A 19,972-nucleotide genomic window follows, 5' to 3' on the forward strand; every position below is an offset into this window, starting at 1 on the left:
GCCGAAACCCCCGCGGGCAGCGCCGCGCCTCTCGGGCCCGGGAGGCTGCGTCCGGTACCGTGGGAGAGCCGATATCTACTCACGGGAAGGGCGCAACGGTGTACTTGAAGAGCCTCACCCTCAAGGGGTTCAAATCGTTCGCGCAGCCCACGACCTTCGCTTTCGAGCCCGGCGTCACCTGCGTCGTCGGCCCGAACGGCTCCGGCAAGTCCAACGTCGTCGACGCTCTCGCCTGGGTGATGGGGGAGCAGGGCGTCAAGACGCTCCGCGGCGGCAAGATGGAAGACGTCATCTTCGCGGGCACCTCGACGAAGGGCCCGCTCGGCCGCGCCGAGGTGACGCTCACGATCGACAACACGGATGGCGCGTTGCCGATCGACTACACCGAGGTCACCATCTCGCGCACCCTGTTCCGCAACGGCGGAAGCGAGTACGCGATCAACGGCCAGGGCTGCCGGCTGCTCGACGTGCAGGAGCTCCTGAGCGACTCCGGCCTCGGGCGGGAGATGCACGTGATCGTCGGCCAGGGCCAGCTTGACGCGGTCCTGCGCGCAAGCCCAGAGGACCGGCGCGGTTTCATCGAGGAGGCCGCCGGAATCCTCAAGCACCGCCGCCGCAAGGAGAAGACCCTGCGCAAGCTCGACGCGATGCAGGCCAACCTGACCCGGCTGAGCGACCTCGCCGGGGAGATCCGCCGCCAGCTCAAGCCGCTCGGGCGCCAGGCCGAGATCGCCCGCGAGGCCCAGACCATCGCCGCCGTCGTGCGTGATGCCCGCGCCCGCCTGCTCGCCGACGACGTCGTCGGCCTGCGCAGGACCCTCGACGCCCACGGCCGCAGCGAGAGCGAACGGCACTCCGAACGCATCGTGCTCCAGGAACAGCTCGACCAGAAGCAGTTGCGCCTGCACCGCCTCGAGGAGGCCCAGATCGGCGACGCCGTCGACGCCGCCCGGCGCACGAGCTTCGGCCTCGAATCCGTGCAGGAACGCCTCCGCGGGCTGTACACGCTCGCGAACCAGCGCCTCGCCCTTCTCGGTTCCCAGTCCGAATCGGTCGACGCCGGCCCGAGTGTGACCCCGGCGATGCTCACGGACGCCGCGGCGGAGATCGTGCGGCTCACCGAACGCATCGCCGTCGCCGAGTCCGCCTGGGCCGCCGCGCGGGCGGCCACGTCGACCGCGCGCCGCGATCTCGACGCCGTCGACGAGGACATCGCCGCACAGACCGCGCTCATCTCCCGCCACGACCTCGAAGCGTCCAAGCTGCGCGGCCAGGCCGAAACCGCCGCCTCCCGCCTCGCCTCTGTCCGCAGCGACGTGCTCCGCCAACAGAACACCCGGAATGCCGCGGCCGGACGCGTGCAGGAAGCAGAGGCCCTCCTCGCCACCCTGGAAGCGGAGACCGAGCAGGCGAACGCGGAGAACGCAGGGACCGGCGCGGTGAACGGCGATCCGGGCGACACCGGCGCGGCCGACGGGAACACCCGGCTGTCCGAAGACTACGAGGCGGCCCAGGCCGTCGTGTCCGCCGCGGAGGGCGAAGTCGAACGCCTCCGCGAAGAACTCCACCTCCTCGAACGCGAACGTGACGCCCTCGCCGCGCGCGCGAGCGCCCTGTCCCTGGCCCTCGACCAGAAGGACGGATCCTCAGCCCTCCTCGGCGCCCGGCTGGACGGCATCCGCGGGCTCGTCGCAGAACACGTGCGGGTGCATCCCGGTTACGAGGCGGCGATCGCCGCCGCGCTCGGCTCCCTCGCCGATGCCGTGCTCGCGGATGACAGCGCAGCCGGCTTCGCCGCACTCGACCGGGTCAGGGCGGACGACCTCGGCCGGGTCGAGCTCATCCTCGCCACGCCAGCGACTCCCGACGCTGACGGCGCCCCAGCTGATGCTGCCGGCGGAACCCCCGATTTGCGCGCGTCGGGCGCGCACGCACGCCCGAGCCTCGCCGAACGGGCAGGCCTGGTCTGGGCCGCCTCGGTCCTCGATGCCCCTGCCGGTGTCCTCGGACTCCTCGAGAACACCGTCATCGCCGAAGACCTCGACTCCGCCCTGGCCGCGGCAGACCTGCTCACGTCCGGCCATTCCACCCCGGGGACGGCTGCCACCGGCCCCCGCGCGGCGAGCATTCCGCTGACGATCATCACCCGGGCCGGCGACGTGCTGAGCGAGTTCGTGCTCCGCGGCGGATCCGGGGCCCGGCGCAGCAAGCTCGAACTCGTCGCGGACCGCGAGACCGCGGCAGACCGTCTCGGCGAAGTCCGATCCCGCATCGAGCAGGTCAGCGGCGACCTCGCTGAGCAGCGCAGCCTGCTCCGCCTCGGCAAGGACCAGTCCGTCGCGGCGCTCGCCGCGCTTCGCGCCTTCGACGCCCGCCTCGCGGCCCAGGCAGAGAAGACGAACCGGGCAACGGTGCGGCTCGAGGCCGCAACGGCGGAGCTCGAGCGCATCTCCGCCGGCGTCCTTGTCGCCGAACAGGCCGTCGCCGGTGCGGAAGCAGAGGCCGAGCGCACCAAGGCCGGTCTCGTCACCCTGCTGTCCCGCCCCCGCCCGATCCTCGACGTTTCGGTTCGTGACGCGCTCCACGCCGAACTCGAAGCTGCGCGCGAACACGAGGTCGAGGCGCGGCTCCGCGTCGAGACCGCGCGCGAGCGCGTGCGCTCGGGTGAGGCCCGCGCCGCAGGCCTCGCGAGGCAGTTCGAGCGCGACCAGGCCGCAGCCGAGGCCGCCGCCCGGCGTGCGGTCATCCGCCGTCGCCAGGTGGATGCCGCGACCCGCGTCGCCGAAGCGCTCCCCGCCGTGCTCGCCGCGGTCGACGTCTCCGTCAGCGAGGCACGCCTCCGCCTCGCCACCGCCGAGGCCGAGCGCCTGAGCCAGAATGAGGAACTCGCGGCCCTGCGCCGCGAGGACGGTGCCCTCCGCAGCCGACTGCAGGCCGTGACCGAGAGCGTGCACGGCCTCGAACTGCAGATCTACGAGAAGAAGCTGCACCTCTCCGGCCTCCTCGAACGCGCCGGCAGCGAACTGGGCCTCGTCGAAGATATCCTCGTTGCGGAATACGGTCCGGACCAGCCGGTGCCGCCCGATGACGACCCGGATGGCGAGCCGGTGGCCTACGACCGCGAGCAGCAGCAGCGCCGCCACGCCTCCGCCGAGCGCCGGTTCGCCCAACTCGGCAGGATCAACCCGCTCGCCCTCGAGGAATTCGCCGCGCTCGAGCAGCGGCACAAATTCCTCACCGAGCAGCTCACCGACCTGACCAACACCCGGGCCGACCTGCTGACGATCATCGACGACCTCGACGTCACGATGGGCGCCATCTTCGGAAGCGCCTTCGAGGACACCCGCCTGGCCTTCGCCGAGGTCTTCCCCGTCCTGTTCCCCGGCGGGTCTGGCAGCATCCGCCTGACCGATCCCGACGACCTGCTCACGACCGGCATCGAGATCAGCGTCAAGCCGGCAGGAAAGAAGATCGAGCGGCTCTCACTGCTGTCCGGCGGGGAGCGTTCCCTCGCCGCAGTCGCGCTGCTGATCGCGATCTTCAAGGCCCGCCCGAGCCCGTTCTACATCATGGACGAGGTCGAGGCTGCCCTCGACGACGCCAACCTCGGCCGGCTGCTCACGATCTTCCAGGGCCTCCGCGAGGCCAGCCAGCTCATCATCATCACGCATCAGAAACGCACGATGGAAATCGCCGACGCCCTCTACGGTGTCTCGATGCGCCAGGACGGGGTATCGGCGGTCGTCGGCCAGCGGATCGTGCGCGAGGAGGAACGGGCGTCCTGAACCGCGGACAGGCCGGGACAGTGGCCCCCGCGTCACGGCCGGGTCACAGCAGGGCGAGTACCTCCGCACAGGCGTCGGTGACCCTGCGGCACTCGGGGGCGCAGCTCGTCCAGTCCGGCCGGTGCTGCAGCATCCGCTCGCAGGCGATGGACGAGGAGCGGCACGCCTCCATGCAGGTGTCGAGCATGGAGGCGGCGGTCGTCCCGTCTGTCCGGGTGTGCCAGGACAGCACCCGGCTCGTCGTGGTGCAGATTTCGATGCAGTCGAGGTCGGCGAGGAAGCACGCGGTGACATCGCCGTCGCCGGACTGGGCCAGGCAGGCGTCAGCGCAGTCCTCGCTCGCGGCGATGAGCGCGTCGCAGGCGGCGACGCACGCCGCGGTCCGTGCCGAGAGCGCGTTGAACTCGCTCCCACCGAACCCGCCACCGAACATGCCACCACTGTAGCCCGGTCGGTGGCGCCCGGTCGGTGGCGCCCGGTCAGGCCTGCGGGGGCAGCGCCGCGATCAGCGGGTGGTCGAACGTCAGCACACCGGTCTTGGCCGCGCCTCCCGGCGACCCGATCTCCTCGAAGAAGTCCACGTTCGCGCGGTAATACTCGCTCCACTGCTCGGGAAGGTCGTCTTCGTAGTAGACCGCCTCGACCGGGCAGACCGGCTCGCAGGCACCGCAGTCGACACATTCGTCGGGGTGAATGTACAGGGACCGTTCGCCTTCATAGATGCAGTCGACCGGGCACTCGTCGACGCAGGCGCGGTCCTTGACATCCACGCACGGCAGCGCGATGACGTACGTCACGAGGCGACGAGTTCCACGGACCGGCTGATGTCGACCTGCTCGTCCCGCGGAACGACCTTGACCCGCTCACGATCGGCCGCCGAGCCGTCCGCGGCTCCGAGGGCACGTTCGTGGGCATCGAGCACGAGCCAGCCGTCCCATTCGGTGAAGCGGATGCCGCGGGCGGAGAGCACGGCCAGGATCGCGTCCGCGTCGTCTTCGACCGGCTCCGGCAGGAGGCCGTTGCCGAGGTCTTCGACGAGCCGCGTGACGGTCTCGAGCGCGTCGCTCTTGGTGTGGCCGATCAGGCCGACGGGGCCACGCTTGATCCAGCCGGTGGCGTACAGGCCGGGAATGGGCCGCGCGGCCGGGTCGAGGACCCGACCGCCGTCGTTCGGGATCACGCCGCGCGTCTCGTCGAAAGGCACCTCGGCGAGGGGGCTGCCGCGGTAACCGACGGCGCGGTAGACCGCCTGGAGCGGGTAGTCGAGGATCTCACCTGTCCCGGTGACACCGCCGGGGTTGGCGGGATCGGGCGCGGTGCGCTCGAAGCGCATGCCTTCGACACTCTCGGTGCCGTAGACCTCGAGGGGAGAATGCAGGAAATGCAGGTGCAGGCGGCGCGAGGCCCCGCTCGGTTCTTTCGTGAGCCATCCGTTCAGGGTGCGGCTCATCACCTTGACCTGGTTGTTGGACGCGGCGAGGAACTGCTCGGAGGCCTCGTCCCTCGGGAAGTCCTCCTCGTAGACGATCACGTCGACGTCCGGCACCGCGCCGAGCTCCCGGAGCTCGATCGGGGTGAACTTCACCTGGGCAGGCCCGCGTCGACCGAAGATGTGCACGTCGGTGACTGCCGAGGCGGCCAGGCCGGAATAGACGTTCTCGGGGATGTCGGTGGGCAGCAGGTCGTCCGCATGCTTTGCGAGCATCCTGGCGACGTCGAGGGCGACGTTGCCGTTGCCGATCACGGCGACCTGGTGGGCGTCGAGCGGCCAGTCGCGCGGGGCGTCCGGGTGTCCGTCGAACCAGGAGACGAAGTCGGCGGCCCCGAAGCAGCCGGGCAGCTCGGTGCCGGGGATCGGCAGCTTCGCGTCGCGGATCGCCCCGGTCGCGAAGATGACTGCGTGGTAGTGGGCCCGCAGGTCGTCCAGGCCCAGATCGGTCCCGTAGCCGACGTTGCCGAGGAACCGGATGGTGCCGGCATCGAGCATCTCGTGCAGGCTTGTGACGATGCCCTTGATCCGCGGGTGGTCGGGGGCGACGCCGTATCGAATCAGGCCGTATGGAGCGGGGAGGGTGTCGAAGAGGTCGATGCCGATCGTGCCGCCGGCGTCGCGCACGGCCTTGCCGAGGATGTTGCCGGCGTAGATTCCCGCGGGACCGGCGCCGATGATGGCGACGCGGAGAGTATGGGGGGTCATGAAAAAGCCTTTCGGGATGGTTCTGGGATGAGCCGGCCGGAACGGGGTTCGTCGGACGCGAGCTGGTTGCTGTACCGGGGGTGGAGCGGGCTCAGGGTGACGACGTCCCCCACCACGACGACGGCGGGGGAGCGGACGCCGCGTTCGGCGGCGAGTCCGGCGATGGTTGCGAGACTTCCGAAGGTGACCCGCTGGTTCGAGCCGTAGCCGTCCTCGATGATGGCGACCGGGCAGTCTCCGCCGCGGGGTCCGTCCGCGAGCATCGCCGCGGAGGCGGCGAGGCCGGAGATGCCCATCAGGAGCAGGACGGTGTGGTCGCTGCCCCCTGGCAGGGACGGAAGCAGCTCGTGGCCCGTCACGACGGTGAACCCGTTCGCCACCCCGCGATGGGTGACCGGGATGCCGGCCGCAGCAGGCACCGAGATGGCGCTCGTGACGCCGGGGATGACCTCGACGGGGATACCGTTGCTGCGGCAGTACGCTGCTTCCTCGCCGCCGCGACCGAGCACGTACGGGTCGCCGCCCTTGAGGCGCACGACCCGGCGGCCGGCACGGGCGTGCTCGACGAGGAGTGCGTTGATCTCGTCCTGGGGCACAGGGTGGTGGCCGGGCAGCTTGCCGACGTCGATCACGAGAACGCCGGGATCGAGCTCGCCGAGCAGGGAGCGCGGGCCGAGCCGGTCGGCGATGACGACATCCGCTTCGTCGAGCAGCCGGCGGCCGAGCACGGTGATCAGGCCGGGATCGCCGGGTCCGCCACCGACCAGGTGCACGGTGCCGGGGCGCACGGTGTCGGGGCTCACCGGCCGGCCGTCAGGTAGAGGCCGCGGCGGCGGAGCAACCGGCGTTCTGCCGGGGCGAAGAGCACGAGCTCGACGAGGATGCCGACGAACAGGATCACCAGGATCGTCGCGAGCACCCCGGGCAGGTCGGCGAGCTCGCGGCTCTGCTGCAGCATCGAACCGAGGCCGAAACCGATCGAGCCGCCGACGGCGATGATCTCCGCTGCCATCAGGGACCGCCAGGAGAAGGCCCAGCCCTGCTTGAGGCCCGCGAGGTAGCCGGGCATCGCGGCGGGCAGCACGACGAGGGTGGCCATCTCGAAGCGGTTCGCGCCGAGCACGGTGCCCACGCGGCGCAGCTGCGGCGGGATCTGGTCGACGCCGGCGACTAGCCCGTTGGCGATCGAGGGGACGGCGCCCATCAGCACGACGAAGTACACGGTCGCATCGCTCAGGCCAAACCAGAGGATCGCAGCGGGCACCCAGGCGACGGAAGGAAGCACCTGCAGCCCGGAGAGCAGCGGTCCGAGCGCGCGGCGGAGCAGCCGCCACTCCGCAAGGAGAAGGCCGAGCGGGGTTCCGATCGCGACGGCGATCAGGAACCCGATCCCGCCGCGGGAGAGGCTCGTGACCACAGCCGTCTGCAGGTGACCGGTCGACCAGAGGTCGGTGATCGAGGTGAGCACGTCGAGCGGACCGGGAGTGAGGTCGGGGCGCGGCTTGGCGATCACGATATAGAACTGCCACGCCGCGATGAGGGCGAGCAGGAGCACGACCGGCGGCAGGACGCCGTCGGCGAACCGGCGCCACGGGCCCTTCTCGACGAGGGGGGACGTCTGCAGGGCGTCGAGCCCGGCTTCGAGCGTACGGAAGTCCGCCCGGGTGCTCACCGAGGAGCCGGACGCGGCGTCGGGCTCCAGGGAGCCGGGGGTGATGGTCTCGGAACGGGTCTCAGGCGGCATTACGGCGGATCTCCTCTCGGAGGTGGTTGGTGATCTCGATGGAGAGGCGGGAAACCTCCGGGGATTCGATCCGGCGCGGACCGTTGTCCTCGATGCGCCACTCGTTCCTGATCCGGCCGGGACGGCTCGACATCAGCAGCACCCGCTGCCCGAGCCGTGCGGCCTCGCGCACGTTGTGCGTGACGAACACGATCGTGCGGCCGGTTTCATGCCAGACCCGTTCGAGTTCCTCGTGGAGCAGATCGCGGGTGATCGCGTCGAGGGCGGCGAAGGGCTCGTCCATCAGCAGGACCTTGCGGTCCTGCGCGAGTGACCTGGCGAGGGCGACACGCTGCCGCATGCCCCCGGAGAGCTCGTGCGGGCGCTTGTTCGCGGCATCCGCGAGGTTGACCAGGTCGAGGAGCTCGAGTGCCTCGCCGCGACGCCGGCCGCGCGGGACCCCGCGCAGCTTGAGGGCGAGTTCCACGTTGCGGCTCGCGGTCAGCCAGGGGAACAGGGCCGACTCCTGGAACATGACGGCGCTCTTCCCGCTCGCGACCGTGACGGTGCCCTCCGACGGGTGTTCGAGGCCGGCGATGATGTTGAGCAGGGTCGACTTGCCGCATCCGGATGCGCCGAGCAGGCAGACGAATTCGCCAGGCTTGATCGTGAGGTTGATGTTGTCGAGCACCACGGGTCCGGCCTTGCCGAACCGCTTGGACAGTCCCTCGACCCGGATCGCGGTCTCGACGTCCGCTGCGACGACCGCGGCAGGCGCGGTGTTTGTGCTGACGCTGATGCCCTGCGGCCGGTTCCCTGAACCGTCGGTGCGGTCGCGCTCTGTCACGGACACGGCGCTCACCGTGCTCCAGAGCCGGTGACGATCCCTGCGGCGAGGGTGGCACCGTCCTGCGCGTTGATCACGAGGAACGCGCCGGAACGGCGGTTCTCGGTGAAGGTCTCGATCGGCAGCGGAGCCGCGAGGCGCAGGCCGACCTCGCCGATGTCGTTGACCTCGAGGCTGCCGGCCGGTTCGAGTTCGAGCGTGTCGAGGTTGAGGCGCCCGGTGACGGCGGCTACGAGGGCCTGGACGGTGTTCGTGCCGAACTTGACCAGGGTGCGGTCGCCCGGCCTGAGTGCCCGCGGGTCCAGCCAGAACAACGCGGCGGTGAGTTCCCTGGTCGATTCGGGCAGGGTGCCCGCTGCGCCGATGACCGCACCGCGGGCGATGTCGAGGTCGTCGGAGAGGCGCACGGCGATAGACATCGGTGCGAACGCCTCGGTGAGTTCGATGCCGGCGAAGTCGATGCCGGTCACGACGGTCGTCGCCCCGCCCGGGGCGACGCTCACGCTGTCGCCGACCCGGACGGTGCCCGAAGCGACCTGCCCGGCGTACGCCCGGTAGTCGCGGAAGGAGTCGGCATCCTCCGGTGCGACGGCGACGGCGCCCTGGGGCCGGAGCACGAGCTGAACGGGCAGCCGGAACGCCTCGATCGCGGTCTCGACCTCGTCGACGACCGGGAGGCTCTCGAGCAGTTCGAGCAGGCTCGGCCCGTCGTACCAGGGGGTCCGTGGCGAACGGTCGACGACGTTGTCTCCGACGAGCGCAGAGACGGGCAGCACGTGCACGGCACCGAGGCCGAGATCGGCCGTGACGGCGCGCACCGATGCTGCGACCGCTGCGAACGCGGACTCGTCGTAGTCGAGGAGGTCGATCTTGTTGACCGCGATGATCACATGCGGCACGCGCAGCAGGGACACCACGGAGAGGTGCCGCCTGGTCTGCTCGAGCACGCCCTTGCGCGCGTCGATGAGCATGATCACGGCGTCGGCCGTCGTAGCGCCGGTGACCATGTTGCGGGTGTACTGCACGTGCCCGGGGCAGTCGGCGAGGATGAAGGAGCGGCGCGCTGTCGCGAAGTAGCGGTACGCGACGTCGATCGTGATGCCCTGCTCGCGTTCGGCGCGGAGGCCGTCGGTGAGCAGCGCGAAGTCGATGCCGCCGTCGTCGCCGCCGAAGCCGCGCTCCGTGGACGTTCGGGTGACGGACTCGAGCTGGTCGGCGAGGATCGCCTTCGAGTCGTGCAGGAGACGCCCGACGAGGGTCGACTTGCCGTCGTCGACGGAGCCGGCGGTCGCGAACCGGAACAGGGTTCCCGGGGCGTCTGCGCCGTCGTGGGTGCCGGCATCCGCCGGGCTGAGGAGTGCCTGAGTCATCAGAAGTACCCGTCCTTCTTGCGGTCTTCCATGGCCGCTTCGGAGATGCGGTCGTCGGCGCGCGTCGCGCCGCGTTCGGTGATGGTGGAGAGGGCGACCTCGCGCACGACGGCGGCGACGGATGCGGCGTCCGATTCGACGGCGCCGGTGCAGCTCATGTCGCCGACCGTGCGGTAGCGGACGGTGCGGGTCTCGACTGCTTCGCCCGGGCGCGGCTCTGAGACGGGGCCGATCGCCCGCCACATGCCGTCGCGGCGGAAGACCTCGCGCTCGTGGGCGTAGTACAGCGGCGGCAGTTCGATGCCCTCGCGTTCGATGTAGCGCCAGACGTTGTACTCCGTCCAGTTGCTGATCGGGAACGCGCGCACGTGCTGGCCGACCGTGTGACGGCCGTTGTAGAGGTTCCAGAGTTCGGGGCGCTGGTTGCGGGGATCCCACTGGCCGAATTCGTCGCGGAGCGAGAGGATGCGCTCCTTCGCGCGGGCCTTGTCCTCGTCGCGGCGGGCGCCGCCGAAGACCGCGTCGTGGCGGCCTGCGGCGATCCCGTCGAGGAGCGGGAGCGTCTGAAGCGGGTTGCGGGTGCCGTCGGCGCGCTCCTGCAGGCGGCCGTCGTCGATGTAGTCCTGGACCTTCGCGACGGTGAGGCGGAGGCCGAGGCGCGCGACCGTCGCGTCCCGGAACGCGAGGACCTCTGGGAAGTTGTGGCCGGTGTCCACGTGCAACAGCCCGAACGGCACCTTGCCGGGCCAGAAGGCCTTCGCGGCGAGGTGCAGCACGACGACGGAGTCCTTGCCGCCGGAGAACAGCAGGACGGGACGTTCGAATTCTGCGACGACCTCACGGATGATGTGGATCGCCTCGCTCTCGAGCACGTCGAGCTGGGAAAGCCGGTGGCTCCCGGCCGCCTGCACGGGCGGCGCGGATGTCATGGCGGTCGTGGTGGTCGTGGCTGTCGTGACGGCGTTCACTCGTGGAGCCCGCATTCTGTCTTGGCCAGGTTCGCCCAGCGTCCGGATCGGGGATCGTCGCCAGCGGCGACGGGCTTCGTGCACGGCGCGCAGCCGATGGAGGGGTACCCCTGCTCGAGCAGCGGGTTCACCGGAACCTGGTGGTAGCCGGCGTAGTCGAGGATGTCGTCGAAGCTCCACGCCGCGAGCGGGTTGACCTTGACGAGGCCGTTGCGCTCGTCCCAGGTCACGAGCGGGGTGTTCGCCCGGGTCGGTGCCTCGTCGCGTCGCACGCCGGTGAACCAGAGTTCGTAGCCCGTGAGCGAGCGCTGCAGGGGTTCGACCTTGCGCATCGCGCAGCAGAGGTTCGGGTCGCGGCTGAAGAGTTCCGCGCCGTGCTCGGCGTCCTGTTCCGGGACGGTCTTCGCGGGGAGCACGTCGACGATCCGCACCGGGAGAAGCCGGGCGACGGTGTCGCGGGTCTCGTAGGTCTCGGCGAAGTGGTACCCGGTGTCGAGGAAGAGCACGTCCACGCCGGGCAGCTGCGCGGCGACGACGTGCGGGAGGACGGCGTCGGCCATCGAGCACGCGACGGCGACGTGGGCGACGGGGAAGTTCGCCGCGACCCAGGCGACGACCTCGGCGTAGCCGGCCTCGCCGAGCTCAGCGGCTCCGCGGGCGGCGAGCGCCTTGAGTTCCTCGGCGCTCCGCCGGGGAGCGACGGCCGTCGTGGTGACGGTCGTGGGTCCGGTTCCGGTTGTGGTGTCGCTCATTGCAGGGCCTCCTCGTCGGCTCGGTGCGCCCAGACGGCAAAGGTCTCTGTCTCGCCGCGGTCGGCGAGGAAGCGGAGCACAATGCGTTCGACGTAGTCGGCGATGTCGTCAGCGGTCACCTTGAGGCCGCGGACGGTTCGGCCGAGACCGGCCTCTTCGCGGTCCTGCGAGGCGAGGCCGCCGCCGAGGTGCACCTGGAAGCCGGGGACCTGACCGCCGTTCCCGTCGGGGAGGAGCTGGCCCTTGAGCCCGATGTCCGCCGTCTGGATACGGGCGCAGGAGTTCGGGCAGCCGTTGACGTGCAGGCTGATCGGCTGGGGGACGTCGATGGACGCGAGCCGCTTCTCGAGCTCGAGCACGGCATCCGTCGCAGACTTCTTGGTCTCGACGATCGCGAGCTTGCAATACTCGATGCCCGTGCAGGCGATCGTCGACCGGCGGAACAGGCTCGGGCGCGCGGCGAGGCCGATCTCGTCGAGGGCCACGATCAGGGATTCGACGTTCTCCTCCGGGATGTCGAGGAGCACGAGCTTCTGGTGCGGGGTCGTGCGCAACCGGGTCGAGCCGTTCGCCTCGAGCAGGTCGGCGAGGCTGAGCAGGGTCGGGCCGGAGACGCGGCCGACGAACGGGGTGACACCGATGTAGTAGCGGCCGTCGGTCTGCTTGTGCACGCCGACGTGGTCGCCTGCGCGGGTGGGCGGCGGGGCGGCCGGGCCGTCGGGCAGCGATGAATCGAGGAACTCGTCTTCGAGGATCTGCCGGAACTTCTCGGGTCCCCAGTCGGCGAGCAGGAACTTGAGGCGGGCTTTGTTGCGCAGGCGCCGGTAGCCGTAATCGCGGAACAGGCTCGCGACGCCGTGCCAGACCTCGGCGACCCGGTCGGGAGTGATGAAGACGCCGAGCCGTTCGGCGAGGCGTGGGGCGGTGGAAAGGCCGCCGCCGACCCAGAGATCGAAGCCGACGCCGAGTTCGGGGTGCTCGACCGCGACGTAGGAGATGTCGTTGATCTCGTGCACGACGTCCTGGCTGGGACTTCCGGTGATGGCCGTCTTGAACTTCCGCGGCAGGTTCGCGAGGCTCTCGTCGCCGATGTAGCGTGCGGTGATGTCGGTGATCAGCCCGCTCGGGTCGATCAGTTCGTCCGCGGCGATGCCGGCGACGGGGGAGCCGAGGATGACGCGGGGTACGTCGCCGCAGGCCTCCGTGGTCTGCAGCCCGACCGCTTCGAGGCGGGTCCAGATCTCGGGGACGTCCTCGATCCGGATCCAGTGCAGCTGGATGTTCTGCCGGTCGGTGAGGTCGGCGGAGTCGCGGCCGAATTCATGGGAGATCTCGCCGATGACCCGGAGCTGGGTGGTCGTGAGCTGGCCGCCGTCGATGCGCACCCGCAACATGAAGTACTTGTCTTCGAGCTCGTGCGGCTCGAGGGTCGCGGTCTTGCCGCCGTCGATACCGGGCTTCCGCTGCGTGTAGAGGCCCCACCAGCGCATCCGGCCGTGCAGGTCGGTCCCCTCGATCGAATCGAAACCCTGCTTCGAGTAGATGTTCTCGACCCGCTCGCGGACGCTCAGGCCGCCGTCCTCCTGCTTCCAGGCTTCGTTGCCGTTGAGGGGGGCGGTTCCGTCCACCTTCCACTGGCCGTTGGGACGGCCGGCCTGGCGGTGGGGCCTGGCCGGCGTGGCCGCTTCGGTCTGGTTCGGTGACACGGGATCCTCCTTCGGCGCCGGCACAGCGCGAGCCATAGAGCAGCGTGAGCCGGGGTGCGTTGAAAGAATCTATCGAGAATGAAGTGGAATCACTCGTGTGCGTCGTAACGACCAGTCACGCACCGTAGCAGAGCGTCACACGGATGCGTCTGGCGGCATCCGCTCCTATAGTGTCGGTCGTTGCCGTAACGGCCCCTGTCCTGTTCTGGTCCCTGTCCGCTGTCGGAGGGTGGGCATAGTCTCGCCCCATGACCCAGGTGATCTACAACACGGCGACCTCGTTCACCGGCTTCATCGCGGACGAGTCGAATTCGCTGAGCTGGCTCTTCGCCGTCGACACGGCGGGACTCGAAGACCAGGACCTCTTTCTCGCCGGCATCGGCGTTGTCGTGGAGGGCTCCACGACATACGAGTGGGTGCTGCGTGAGGAGGAGCTGCTCGCCAATCCGCACAAGTGGCGGGAGTTCTACGGCGACCGGCCCACGTTCGTCTTCACCTCGCGCGACCTGCCAACGCCGGACGGGGCAGACGTGCGTTTTGTGCGCGGGAACGTCGCTGCGGCACTGCCGGCGATTCTCGCCGCTGCGGGGGAGAAAGACGTGTGGGTGGTCGGTGGGGGCGACCTCGCCGGCCAGTTCCTCGATGCCGACGCCCTCGACACGATCATGCTCTCGGTGGCGCCGGTCGCCCTGCCCGGTGCGGCACCGCTGCTGCCCAGGAGGGTGGAGTCCGACCGCCTCGAGCTCGTGAGTGCGACGGCCCAGGGCCAGTTCGCGATCCTCACCTATCGCGTGCGCCGTTAGCCGCGTCTCGCCGGCGCCGCCACTGTTCCGTGCCGCCGACCGCCGCGTCTGTTTCCGCAGGCCGCACCCTAAGCGGCGGGCGCGGGCTGCGAAAACGGGCGCGGTTCCATCTCCCGGAAGACCGGGATGCCGAGCGGCAGGAGGGTGACGACCACATAGAGCACGCCGATGATGAAGAAGGAGGCCTGCAGACCGACGGTGTCGGCGCCGATTCCGCCGAGCAGGGCCCCTGCAGGTACGCCGGCCCAGGCCCCGGCGTTGATCAGCCCGAACACCCGTGCGCGCATGCCCTCTGGTACTCGTTCCAACTCGACCGTGCCGAGAATCGGGTTGACGGCACCCGCGGCGACGCCGGAGAGGGCTGTCGCCGCGATCAGCCACGGGAAGGGGAGTCCGGCCGCGAACGCGATGAGAGACGGACCTCCGGCGAGGGCGAAGCAAACCGAGAACGTGACCCGTCGCGGCAGCCGGTGCGCGAAGAACCCGAAGACGACGGTACCGAGCAGCGCGCCTCCGCCCATCACGGCCACGAGTACCCCGAATGCCGCGGCGCCGCCCAGCGAATCGTGGGCGTAGAGCGGAAGCAGGGAGGAGCCGCGGGCGGCGTCGAACACGTTGGTGACGAGAACCAGGAGCACGACCGCACGCAGGAGCGGATCGCGCGTGACGAACCGGAAACCCCCAGCGAGTGCCGACCAGTAGCCATCGTTTGCCGGGAGCTCGGCCGCGGCGGGCATCCGCTCGCCGGTGAGGGGACGCGCGACGAACAGCCAGGTGATGATCGCCGAGAGCGCGAAGGTGCCCGCGTTGACGAAGAGGGCGTTCAGGGGGCCGATGCCGGCGATCAGGATGCCGCCGAGCGGGGCGCCGAGGAGGCGGGCGAGGCGTTCGGCTCCGTCGAGGAACCCGACGGAGCGTTCGAGACGGACGTGCGCCTCGGCAGAGAACGCGGGCAGCATGACCCGCCGCGCGGTCTGGCCGGGGGTGTCGAGGAGGCCGCTCAGGAAGACCAGGGCGAGCAGGCCCCAGAACGGGAGTCCGATCGTGAGCGCGAGGACGGGGATGGCGAGAACGGTCACCCCGCTGATCAGGTCGGCGAGGATGCTGGCGCGCCGGTAGCCGATCCGGTCGACGACGACCCCGCCGAGGGGGCCGCCGATGATGACCGGCGCCGTCGCGAAGAATGCCGCGGTGCCGACCTCGATCCCCGTTCCGCCCGTCGCGAGCACATAGAACGGAACCGCAAAGAGAGTGACGACGTTCCCGGTCTGAGACACGACGTGCGCCGCGAGCAGTGCGGTGAGAGACCGCAGCGCGCGGGTGGTCGCGACGGTCTTCGTCACGGGGTTCGGTAGGCCTGGTACACCAGGCTGACCCGCTCGGAGCCGTCCGCTTCGGTGTGGGCGGCGCTGAGTGCCAGGAACTTCTCGGTGATGACCTCGAGATCCTTCCGCAGCTCCGCGAGCTCGGCGACCGTGAGGCGCAGCCCTCGGTCGGAACTGGGGGCTGCACGCACCCAGTCCACGGGAAGAGCGGGCACGTTGTCGAGGTAGTGCGTGAAGTTGGCGGCGTAGATCTGCACGATCGCGCGCTGGAGAGCGGTCGATGCTGCCAGTGCCGCGGGGTCGCCGAGCAGGTCCGCCGGCTCCCAGGATGTGAGCGCGTGGCTCGACCGCCACCAGCGTTCGCGGCGATCGGTGCCAACGTCCGCGGCCTCCTGGATCAAACCGATGGACGCGAGTTTGGCCAGGTGGTAGCTCACAGTGCCCGGGGCCTCGTCGACGATGTCGCCGAGCAGGGCGGCGGTCTGGGGGCCGAGCTCGCGCAGGAGGCCGAGCAGACGCAGCCGGGTCGGGTGAGCCAGGACGCGCATGGATGCTGCGCTCGTGAGGTGTGCGGTACCACCGGTTTCAGGAGACATGCCGCCACGCTATCTCCACAACAACTATTGCGCAATAACTGTTGTGTTATTTGTTGGGGACGGGGAGTCGTGCCCTGAGGTGCAGACGGTCAGTCGGCGGAGGCGGAGGCGGAGGCGGCGGTGAGTGCGGTGCGATAGCGGTCGGTGACGACGGCGACGAGAAGCGGGCTCGCCGGCTCGGTGGGGAGGAGCAGGGGCGCCGTGACGGCATCCGCTCCTGCCTTCTCGACCAGCCGTTGGAAGAAGCCAGGGGCCAGCAGATAACTGCTCACCACGACCCGACGGCCGGGCCGCAGGATCCGCTCGATCGTGATGGCGCACGCGAGGCGTGGGCGCGCGGCGGACAGGAAACCGAGGGCGACATGGCGTCCGGCGGCGAGGGACAGCCGCTCGGCGACGACGCGGCACGCGGCGACTGCGCGGGCGTCGCTCGAGCCCGCGACCGCGAGCACGAGCGAGTCGTCGGCGTGGAGTGCGACCTCGTCGAGTCGTTCGCGGAGGAGCTTGATGAGGCGGTCGTCGGGTCCGAGCGCCTCGGTCAGGATGACCGAACGCGCGGAGGCCTCGGTTTCGCCGGTCACGGCATCGGTGAGATCGACGTAGACGTGGTATCCGGCGGACAGGAGTAACGGGACCACGACGGCCGGCACGCCGGCCGGGAGCGTCGCCAGCGTCGAGGGTGCGTCAGGCTGCTGGACGTCGACATAGCCGAGGGCGGTGAGGAGCTCGGGTTCCGCCAGGGTCACGGCAGCCATGAGCCCGGCGACGGCCGCCTGCCCGGCCGCGGACGAGGTGCCATGGGCGATGCCGACGAGGGCGGGAGTGGTTGAGGCCGTCACCCCTCTATTCTGCACGCGCAGGCCGTTCGCGTGGCGACCGGTTGCCCGGTTCGGTTCGCTGCTTCCCTGTCCCGCCCGGTCGTGCTCGTCAGTCCGTGTCCGTGGTCGCGGCGGCCCCGGGCCCGAGGGGCCGGTTGCCGACGAAGATCCCGCCGGGATCGAGCCTGCGCTTGACGTTCGCGAGGCGCTCGAGCGATTCAGGAGGGAAACTGAAGGTCAGATCCTGGCCGGCGGTGAGGAAGGTCGGGAGGGTCAGGCCGAGGGTGCTCCCCTCGAGCGCCCGGCGGAGCGGACCGAACACGGCCTCCGGGTCGGCGGGCCGCTGTTCCGTGAGGAACGAACCGGCGAAGGCCAGGAAACGTGCGTCGAGACGGCCGGCGACCGCCGCCGCATCCGCCCCCTGCTCGGCGATGGCACCGCCGAGGGCACGCAGGCCGAGAACGGTCAGGCCCGCAGGAGTGGCCTCCTGGAAGGCCCGCGCGAGGGCGCCGAGGCCCGCTTCGTCTCCACCGGCGAAGGACGTGATCGCGGCCGTCCACTCGATTGTGGCGGCCGGTTCGGTCGGTTCGGCCGCGACCTCGGCGAGGTGCCCGATCGTGAACGGCCGGGTCTCGTCGGCGAGCACCGGTGCGCTTGCGAGCAGCGGTGCGAGGAGGGGCGCGGCGTCCTCAGCGGTTCCGACGAAGACCACCTCGGCGCTCGCGATCGTCTGGCCGCGGAGCGGCGCGGGCACCTGTTCGATGTCGGGCAGATTGGTCAGGCCGAAGAAGATACTCAACTCGGGCGGGGCATCCGCCATGATCGCCGCAACGCTACCGAAGACGGTCCCTGCGGCGGATGCGGGGAAGACGATCGTTCCGCCGAAGAGGTCGGGAGCCGAATACAGGTCGATCTCGAGCGTGGTGACGATGCCGAACAGCCCGCCGCCGCCGCGCAGCGCCCACAGCAGTTCCGGATCGCTGTCCGCGGTGACCCGGCGCGGCTCACCGCCTGCATCGACGAGTTCGACCGCACGGATGCTGCGGGCCGCGATCCCGCGCCAGCGGCTGAACCAGGAGTGACCGCCCCCGAGGACGTGACCTGCGACGCTCACATCGGGATTGGACCCGGCGAGCGCCACGAGCCCGGAACCATCGAGGCGGCTCAGCAGGGCACCCCAGGACACGCCGGAGCCGACCCTGGCCACGCGTCGTTTCTGATCGATCACGATCTCGTCGAACGCGCTCGTGCGGACGAGGATGCATCCGGCGAGGTCGCCGCTCGGGCCGTGTCCGCGCGGCTGCACCACCACCCGGTGCCCGTCGGCGCGGGCGGCGGCGAGGATCCGCCGCAGGTCCTCCGGCCCGGCCGGGTACGCGACGGCGACCGGCCGTTGGTCGATCGCGAGGTTCCAGGGGGCGCGGGCACTGTCCCAGTCATCGTCGTATGCGCGGACGAGCCTGCCGTCCATGGCCTCCGCGAGGTCGGTGAGCGCGCGGTCGGACGGAGATTCAGGTGTCATCATTCCTCCACAACGAGTCGGAAACGCGTACACGGCCGAGTCTCGGCCTATCCCGCCTCGCAGCCAACCCCGCGACTGAAACCGCGGCCGACCCGGTGTCGATGGCACGCTCGCGCCCGGAGGCAGGGTCCCGCGCTTAGGGTAGAGACATGGCAGAACGCACCCCGTGGTCACTCTCCGGCGCATTGCGCGGCATGTTCGCGAAGAAGACGATCGACGCCGACACCTGGGACGACCTCGAGGACGCACTCATCCAGGCCGACTTCGGCCCCCAGATCACCGAGGACATCGTCGCTGACCTGCGCGCCAAGGTCGCCAGGTACCACACGACAGACCCGGCCGACCTGCAGCGGATGCTGCGCGAAGGCCTCGAGGAACGCCTCTCCCGGCTCGACTCGACCCTCAACCTCAGCGCGCGCCCCGCCGTCGTGCTCGTCGTCGGCGTGAACGGCGTCGGGAAGACCACCACGATCGGCAAGTTCGCCAAGTTCCTGCGCGTCTATGACCGCAGCGTGCTGATCGGGGCTGCGGACACGTTCCGGGCCGCCGCTGTCGAGCAGCTCGCCACCTGGGCCGAACGCGCGGGCGCCGAGATCGTGAAGCCGCAGGCCCAGGGCCAGGACCCGGCATCCGTCGCCTTTCAGACCGTGGAGCGCGCGATCGCGACCGGCACCGAGATCGTGATCATCGACACAGCCGGCCGCCTGCAGACCAAGGGCGGCCTGATGGACGAGCTGACCAAGATCCGTCGCGTCATCGAGAAGCAGACGCCGATCGCCGAGGTGCTGCTCGTGCTCGATGCGACCACCGGCCAGAACGGGCTGGCCCAGGCCGAGGCGTTCATCGAGCACGCCGGGGTCACCGGGCTTGTGCTCACGAAGCTCGACGGGTCCGCCAAGGGCGGATTCGTGCTCGCGGTGCAGGAGAAGACCGGTATTCCGATCAAGCTCGTCGGCCAGGGCGAGGGCATCAACGACCTCACCGGATTCACCCCGCACGTCTTCGCGCAAAAACTCGTCGGATAGGACGACCATGACCATCGAACACGATTTCTTCGGAATCCTCGGCAGCGACGACGAAGGCGAGATCTACTGGTCGGATTCGGCGGAATTGGGCGACCAGGACATCGAGATCGACCTCAGCTCGCCCGATGAGTCCTCGGTTTCCGTCGAGGCGCTCGACATCGCGGCGTTCATGATCAATTCCCTCGAAGACCTCGACTCGCAGGCCCGCGAATCGCTCGTCGCCGAACTCAGCGCCGAGGGGTCCGTCACCGCGCTCTACATCAACCAGTGCCTCGAGGAACTCGATGAGGAGGTCATCGACGACGCCCTCATCTGGGACTCCGGCGACAAGCAGATCGACTTCCTCCGCTCCATCCAGCTGCAGCGGATCGGCTTCCACCCGCATCACATCAAGAACGACGAGCACTTCGCGGTGCTCGACTATTCGATCAGCCCTACCGAGACCGACGCCCTGATCGTCGTGACGCTCGACGTGCACGGCGACACGATCGTGATCTCGCTGGACAGCTGAGGATTCGAGACCGGGCAACACCGG

At 70.0% G+C, this 19,972-nt stretch carries 17 protein-coding genes and 1 pseudogene; 4 read left to right on the forward strand and 14 right to left on the reverse strand.

Translation table 11 applies throughout. From position 1 onward, the window contains the following. Nucleotides 1-98 precede the first annotated feature (98 nt). On the forward strand, nt 99-3,785 hold the full coding sequence (smc, locus tag E3O39_RS10150) for a chromosome segregation protein SMC (RefSeq protein ID WP_134447553.1): 3,687 nt from the start codon (nt 99-101) through the stop codon (nt 3,783-3,785). Nucleotides 3,786-3,828: 43 nt separating this feature from the next. Here smc and E3O39_RS10155 read toward each other — a convergent pair whose 3' ends face one another. The 10 genes and pseudogenes from E3O39_RS10155 to E3O39_RS10200 form a co-directional block, all read right to left on the reverse strand. Further along, a complete protein-coding gene (locus tag E3O39_RS10155) occupies nt 3,829-4,218 on the reverse strand; it encodes a four-helix bundle copper-binding protein (RefSeq protein ID WP_134447555.1) in 390 nt (129 codons plus the stop codon). A 46-nt stretch (nt 4,219-4,264) separates the two neighbouring features. Further along, the gene (gene fdxA, locus E3O39_RS10160; RefSeq protein WP_134447557.1) at nt 4,265-4,582 is read right to left on the reverse strand and encodes a ferredoxin; all 318 of its coding nucleotides are present in this window, start codon (nt 4,580-4,582) and stop codon (nt 4,265-4,267) included. Next, nucleotides 4,579-5,982, reverse strand: coding sequence for an FAD-dependent oxidoreductase (locus E3O39_RS10165; protein WP_134447559.1), 1,404 nt, complete (start codon nt 5,980-5,982; stop codon nt 4,579-4,581). Before E3O39_RS10165 ends, fdxA begins: the two co-directional genes overlap by 4 nt. Then, nucleotides 5,979-6,863: pseudogene (gene cobA, locus E3O39_RS10170) on the reverse strand (uroporphyrinogen-III C-methyltransferase); the annotation flags it as partial. The gene E3O39_RS10165 and the pseudogene cobA, both read right to left, overlap by 4 nt. Then, entirely contained in the window at nt 6,782-7,726 is a 945-nt protein-coding gene (locus tag E3O39_RS10175) for an ABC transporter permease (RefSeq protein ID WP_134447563.1), read from the reverse strand. The pseudogene cobA and the gene E3O39_RS10175, both read right to left, overlap by 82 nt. After that, nucleotides 7,716-8,444 carry an ABC transporter ATP-binding protein gene (locus tag E3O39_RS10180; RefSeq protein ID WP_198413428.1) on the reverse strand — a complete coding sequence of 243 codons (729 nt, stop codon included), beginning with the start codon at nt 8,442-8,444 and terminating at the stop codon, nt 7,716-7,718. The genes E3O39_RS10175 and E3O39_RS10180 overlap by 11 nt, the downstream gene beginning before the upstream one ends. A gap of 119 nt (nt 8,445-8,563) precedes the next feature. After that, on the reverse strand, nt 8,564-9,922 hold the full coding sequence (locus E3O39_RS10185) for a sulfate adenylyltransferase subunit 1 (protein ID WP_134447565.1): 1,359 nt from the start codon (nt 9,920-9,922) through the stop codon (nt 8,564-8,566). Further along, the gene (cysD, locus tag E3O39_RS10190; RefSeq protein ID WP_134448069.1) at nt 9,922-10,851 is read right to left on the reverse strand and encodes a sulfate adenylyltransferase subunit CysD; all 930 of its coding nucleotides are present in this window, start codon (nt 10,849-10,851) and stop codon (nt 9,922-9,924) included. Before cysD ends, E3O39_RS10185 begins: the two co-directional genes overlap by 1 nt. Before the next feature lie 35 nt (nt 10,852-10,886). Further along, entirely contained in the window at nt 10,887-11,642 is a 756-nt protein-coding gene (locus tag E3O39_RS10195; protein ID WP_134447567.1) for a phosphoadenylyl-sulfate reductase, read from the reverse strand. Further along, nucleotides 11,639-13,348 carry a nitrite/sulfite reductase gene (locus tag E3O39_RS10200; protein WP_241985038.1) on the reverse strand — a complete coding sequence of 570 codons (1,710 nt, stop codon included), beginning with the start codon at nt 13,346-13,348 and terminating at the stop codon, nt 11,639-11,641. The genes E3O39_RS10195 and E3O39_RS10200 overlap by 4 nt, the downstream gene beginning before the upstream one ends. Nucleotides 13,349-13,596: 248 nt before the next feature. Here E3O39_RS10200 and E3O39_RS10205 point away from each other — a divergent pair, with 248 nt between their 5' ends. Beyond that, nucleotides 13,597-14,151 carry a dihydrofolate reductase family protein gene (locus tag E3O39_RS10205; protein ID WP_134447571.1) on the forward strand — a complete coding sequence of 185 codons (555 nt, stop codon included), beginning with the start codon at nt 13,597-13,599 and terminating at the stop codon, nt 14,149-14,151. A 68-nt stretch (nt 14,152-14,219) separates the two neighbouring features. Here the strand turns inward: E3O39_RS10205 and E3O39_RS10210 are convergent, their stop codons facing one another. The 4 genes from E3O39_RS10210 to E3O39_RS10225 all read right to left on the reverse strand — a co-directional run bounded on the left by E3O39_RS10210 (nt 14,220) and on the right by E3O39_RS10225 (nt 18,412). After that, the gene (locus E3O39_RS10210; RefSeq protein ID WP_134447573.1) at nt 14,220-15,494 is read right to left on the reverse strand and encodes an MFS transporter; all 1,275 of its coding nucleotides are present in this window, start codon (nt 15,492-15,494) and stop codon (nt 14,220-14,222) included. After that, nucleotides 15,491-16,072, reverse strand: a complete 582-nt coding sequence (locus tag E3O39_RS10215; protein WP_134447575.1) for a helix-turn-helix domain-containing protein — start codon at nt 16,070-16,072, stop codon at nt 15,491-15,493. Before E3O39_RS10215 ends, E3O39_RS10210 begins: the two co-directional genes overlap by 4 nt. Nucleotides 16,073-16,161: 89 nt before the next feature. Beyond that, entirely contained in the window at nt 16,162-16,911 is a 750-nt protein-coding gene (locus E3O39_RS10220) for a sirohydrochlorin chelatase (RefSeq protein ID WP_241985039.1), read from the reverse strand. 88 nt (nt 16,912-16,999) lie between these two features. Beyond that, nucleotides 17,000-18,412: an FAD-binding oxidoreductase gene (locus E3O39_RS10225; protein WP_166787313.1), complete on the reverse strand. Its 1,413-nt coding sequence runs from the start codon at nt 18,410-18,412 to the stop codon at nt 17,000-17,002. A gap of 149 nt (nt 18,413-18,561) precedes the next feature. Here E3O39_RS10225 and ftsY point away from each other — a divergent pair, with 149 nt between their 5' ends. Beyond that, nucleotides 18,562-19,437 carry a signal recognition particle-docking protein FtsY gene (gene ftsY / locus E3O39_RS10230; protein ID WP_134447580.1) on the forward strand — a complete coding sequence of 292 codons (876 nt, stop codon included), beginning with the start codon at nt 18,562-18,564 and terminating at the stop codon, nt 19,435-19,437. Nucleotides 19,438-19,444: 7 nt separating this feature from the next. Continuing rightward, nucleotides 19,445-19,948: a DUF2004 domain-containing protein gene (locus E3O39_RS10235; protein WP_134447581.1), complete on the forward strand. Its 504-nt coding sequence runs from the start codon at nt 19,445-19,447 to the stop codon at nt 19,946-19,948. The last annotated feature ends 24 nt before the right edge of the window (nt 19,949-19,972 follow it).

The organism is Cryobacterium sp. MDB2-A-1 (genome assembly GCF_004402675.1).
Lineage (GTDB): Bacteria > Actinomycetota > Actinomycetes > Actinomycetales > Microbacteriaceae > Cryobacterium > Cryobacterium glucosi.